General features: G+C 46.9%; 6 protein-coding genes. 2 read left to right on the top strand and 4 right to left on the bottom strand.

Annotation, left to right across the window (positions count from 1 at the left end):
- From AB7U36_RS20255 to AB7U36_RS20240, 4 genes are all read right to left on the bottom strand, one after another.
- A partial coding sequence (locus tag AB7U36_RS20255) for an MlaA family lipoprotein (RefSeq protein ID WP_428161439.1) occupies window positions 1–741 on the bottom strand: 741 nt, incomplete at its 3' end.
- A 35-nt stretch (window positions 742–776) separates the two neighbouring features.
- Complete coding sequence (gene mlaD / locus AB7U36_RS20250; protein ID WP_428161438.1) at window positions 777–1,226, bottom strand: outer membrane lipid asymmetry maintenance protein MlaD; 450 nt, start codon at window positions 1,224–1,226, stop codon at window positions 777–779.
- Between the two features lie 26 nt (window positions 1,227–1,252).
- Window positions 1,253–1,993: an ABC transporter ATP-binding protein gene (locus AB7U36_RS20245; protein ID WP_428161437.1), complete on the bottom strand. Its 741-nt coding sequence runs from the start codon at window positions 1,991–1,993 to the stop codon at window positions 1,253–1,255.
- A 2-nt stretch (window positions 1,994–1,995) separates the two neighbouring features.
- Window positions 1,996–2,790, bottom strand: coding sequence for an MlaE family ABC transporter permease (locus AB7U36_RS20240; RefSeq protein WP_428161436.1), 795 nt, complete (start codon window positions 2,788–2,790; stop codon window positions 1,996–1,998).
- Between the two features lie 175 nt (window positions 2,791–2,965).
- On the opposite strand from AB7U36_RS20240, the gene AB7U36_RS20235 reads away from it, so the two are divergent.
- Window positions 2,966–3,451: a hypothetical protein gene (locus AB7U36_RS20235; RefSeq protein ID WP_428161435.1), complete on the top strand. Its 486-nt coding sequence runs from the start codon at window positions 2,966–2,968 to the stop codon at window positions 3,449–3,451.
- Window positions 3,452–3,453: 2 nt separating this feature from the next.
- The coding region (locus tag AB7U36_RS20230) for a hypothetical protein (protein WP_428161434.1) at window positions 3,454–3,851 on the top strand (398 nt) is incomplete at its 3' end.

The raw sequence follows: 3,851 nt of genomic DNA, 5'->3' as shown, positions 1-3,851 counted from the left end.
AAATGATGCCCCGTTCACAGTTTCAAGCCCCCGCCCCCCCCAGGATAATTCCCAGGGCTGTGCATAATTGATGGGATCAATAAACCAGTCCCCTGCCCTGCCCACGGCATCCCTCAAGGAACTAGGGCCAAGAACGGGAAACATCAGGTAAAATCCGTTGCCAATGCCGTATGATCCAAGGGTCTGACCAAAATCTTCGTCCTGAAGCCTTATGCCCACATACTTCTGGGCGAAATCATTCAATCCGCCAAAACCAAGGGTTATGTTGATGAAAAAGGCGGAGAATTCCATGCCTGCAGCTTCACCCTTGCCCTGGAGCAGGTCATTGACAAAACGGATGGGAAAAAACAGGTTGTTAAAAAAATTTTTAATCCCTTTACGGGCAAAGATGGGAACGACCCGGGCATACCCCTTTGTCAGCGGCTTTAAGCCATACATGTAAAATTTATCGTTAAAGACGAATACAGCACGGTTAAATCCTTCAAGGGGGTCTGCTACCATGGCATGATTGTCCTGATCTGCCTGATCCCCCTGAAAAATATCAGCCTCAAATTCGTCATCCTCTGCCGTATATGCCCGGGTGGCTGCGTCAGCTGCCTGGTCAGAGCCTGGATCAGAACATAGAGAAGAAGCCGTTTGTCCGGTTTGACCGGCTGTATTGCCGGCAACAGCAATGCCTGGGGTCAGTGTCAGTATCATAACAATAAGGACCAGACAAGAAAGGGTCAGATAAGATTTCATAGATATTTCTCCTGCGGTTTTCATCTGTTCATGAATCAGTTTTCATTTTTAAAGATAAATTTTCTGACCAGGGATTCAATATCCAGAACGGATTCGGTATTATCAAACGCATCTTTATCTTCAAGCATGATATCAGATCCGCCCGGAGAAATGGAAATATATTTTTCGCCGATGATGCCTGCGGTTTTTACAGAGGCAATGCTGTCTTCGCTGAGTTGTATCCCCGGGTTGATCCTGAAAGCAACCTTTGCCTCCAGACGCGTTTTGTCCAGCAAGATGTCAGAAACATTGCCGATCTCAACACCGGCCATCTCTATGCTGGCACCGGTTTTCAAACCGCTTACAGAGGTAAAATATGCATACAGTGTATACCCCTTTGGGCTGAACAGCCGGACATTGCCCAGGACAACCGTAAGATATCCCGCACACAAAAGGCCGATAAGAACAAAGACGCCTACATATAATTCCTTATTAATTGATTTCATGAACCTGTCCTTATTTTTTTAACGTATCAGGCCTCTTTTCCTGAGATAAAGGCTTTTACTCTTTCATTATCAGTATGGAAAATGCCATCACTTTTTCCAAAGTAAATAATTTTACCCTGGTCAAGCATGGCCACACGCTGTGATATGGTAAATATCTGCGGGATGCCATGACTGACAATAACAGCGGTAAAGCCGAATTCTTTCTGGTATGTGGAAATCATGGCATGAACACTGTTTCTTCTGACCGGGTCAAGCCCTGACGTGGGCTCGTCAAAAAGCACGGCAACAGGCTCGGTAATCAGGGCCCGGGCAAGGGCCACACGCTTTCTGATCCCTCCGGACAACTGGGCGGGATATTTATTTTCGTGGTTGCTGATCTCCAGCATCTGCATTTTTTCCTTTACCCGCTGCCGGATCTGATCCATGGGCACTTTTCTTTTCTCGGTTAACGGCAGGGCAATGTTTTCCCACACCGTTAAGAAATCAAACAGGGCATTATCCTGAAACATATAGGATATCTGCCTGTAAAACCGGTGTCTTTGCGTCTTGTCCATTTGATTTGTGGGTATACCATTCACGCAGACCTGACCGGAATCCGCCTGCATCAGACCAATAATATGTTTGAGCAAAACAGATTTTCCGGTACCGCTTTTACCGATTACGCACGTCACCATCCCCTTTTCAATGGTTAGATTGACCCCGTCAAGCACAGTGTTGCCGGAAAAACTTTTGTGAATATCTATCAGTTCAATGAAAGGCTCAGCCATGATTAAACCAGAAAAAAGGTGATGATGTAATCGGAGACCAGAATAAGGATACAGGAATTGACAACCGCATGGGTGGTGGCCAAGGACACGCTTTTAGCGCCCTGCCCTGTCTGGGCCCCTGACAGATGGGTAAAAAACCCCTTATAACAGCACATGGTAGAGACAATCACGCCAAATACCAAGGCCTTGACAAACCCGCCGGTGATATCGGCAAGTTCAATGCTCCGGATCACTCTGTCCATATACATATAGCGGTTGACGCCCAGCATCATGACGCCGGACAGAAATCCGCCAAATATGCCTGTAACATCAAAAAGAGCGGTTAAAAGCGGAAAACTGATAATGGACCCTGCCAGGCGCGGAGAAAAGGTAAACCGCACCGGATGGATGTCCATGGTTTCAAGGGCGTCAATCTGTTCTGAAATCCGCATGACACCGATTTCCGCAGCCATGGCTGACCCGGCCCTGGCCGTAATCATGATGGCGGCCAGCACAGGCCCAAGCTCACGGATAAGGCTCATGGCAACGGCTGATCCAAGGGCAGCTTCGGAACCAAAATCCACCAGGGTGTAGTACCCTTGAAGCCCTAAAACCATGCCGGTGAATATGGCGGTTAAAACGATGACAAACATGGATTTTGCACCAATAAACCAGACCTGTTCCATAATCTTGGAAATCTGAACAAAAGGCACAAAATTCTGGCAGATCCCCTGGAGAAAGAAGATTGATATTCGCCCAAGGGATCGGGTTCCGTCAACACAGGCTAAGCCTAATTTTTCAATACGCAGTTTGAACATAGTCCTACTTTATAAGCGTTCTTTTTTCAAAAGACAAGCTGTTTGCGCCTGATGCCCAATACTTGATAAACCTGGTTTGAAATCCATGCCCCCTGATAAAAAGACTTGACACGTATTCTATATATCAATACGTATTGGCATGAGAATATAAAAATTTCCATTCAGGATATTTGCCATGACCCAGAAAATTACTTTGAGCATCCCGGACAGACTGCATGAAAAACTCAATGCATGGAGAAGCGCCTTTAACCTTTCAAAACTGTTTCAGGATGCGTTGAGTGATGCCATTGAAAGAAAAGAGGCCTTTAGCAAAAAGCTTTGTGAAGAGTTTGACATGACCCAGGTTATCAACCGGCTTCAGCAGGAAAAGGCGCAGTGGCTTAAAAATTTCTACAATGCAGGCCGGAACCTGGGCTTTGGCTGGGCCCAGGGAGCCCATTACCAGGATCTGTTATACGTACTGGATTGTGACGATACGTGTGATGCCGGACATGAAATTGTCCGGCACAGCCGTTTTAAAGCATATTTCAAGCACATCTACGATGCCCATGACCTGACCCGCTATGCCCAGCAAGGTGGTGTTGATCATGAAAAAAAATTTCTGGAAGGCTGGTTTGACGGGGTCAACGCATTCTGGAACCAAGTAAGGGAGCACATTTAAGCATGGAAAAACCAGCCACGATACTCGGCATTGATGCCGGATCCGTATCCGTTCATCTTGCCGTTATTGATATGAACGGCAATCTTCTGCATAAAGCATCTGAATACCACCATGGCGATGTCAGGACATGTCTGACAAAAATGCTGGCTCACAAAGCTCTTTCATCCGTGACCCATGCGGCTAAAACCGCATCCACACCAGAAGATGTCAATGCAATGATCAGTGTTGACGAACAGGTAGCAGTAATACGCAGTGCACGTCACATCCATAAGGATTTCAGCGCTATTCTGCATGTGGGCGGGGAAAAATTTTTCCTAAGCCTGTTTGACAGCCACGGCAATTACAGAGGCCAGCGGCATAATTCAGGGTGTGCTGCCGGCACCGGTGCATTCCTCGACCA

This window comes from Desulfobacter sp., from assembly GCF_050177295.1.
The sequence above is the reverse complement of the archived record's forward strand: the minus strand, read 5'-3'. Positions and strand labels throughout refer to the sequence as shown.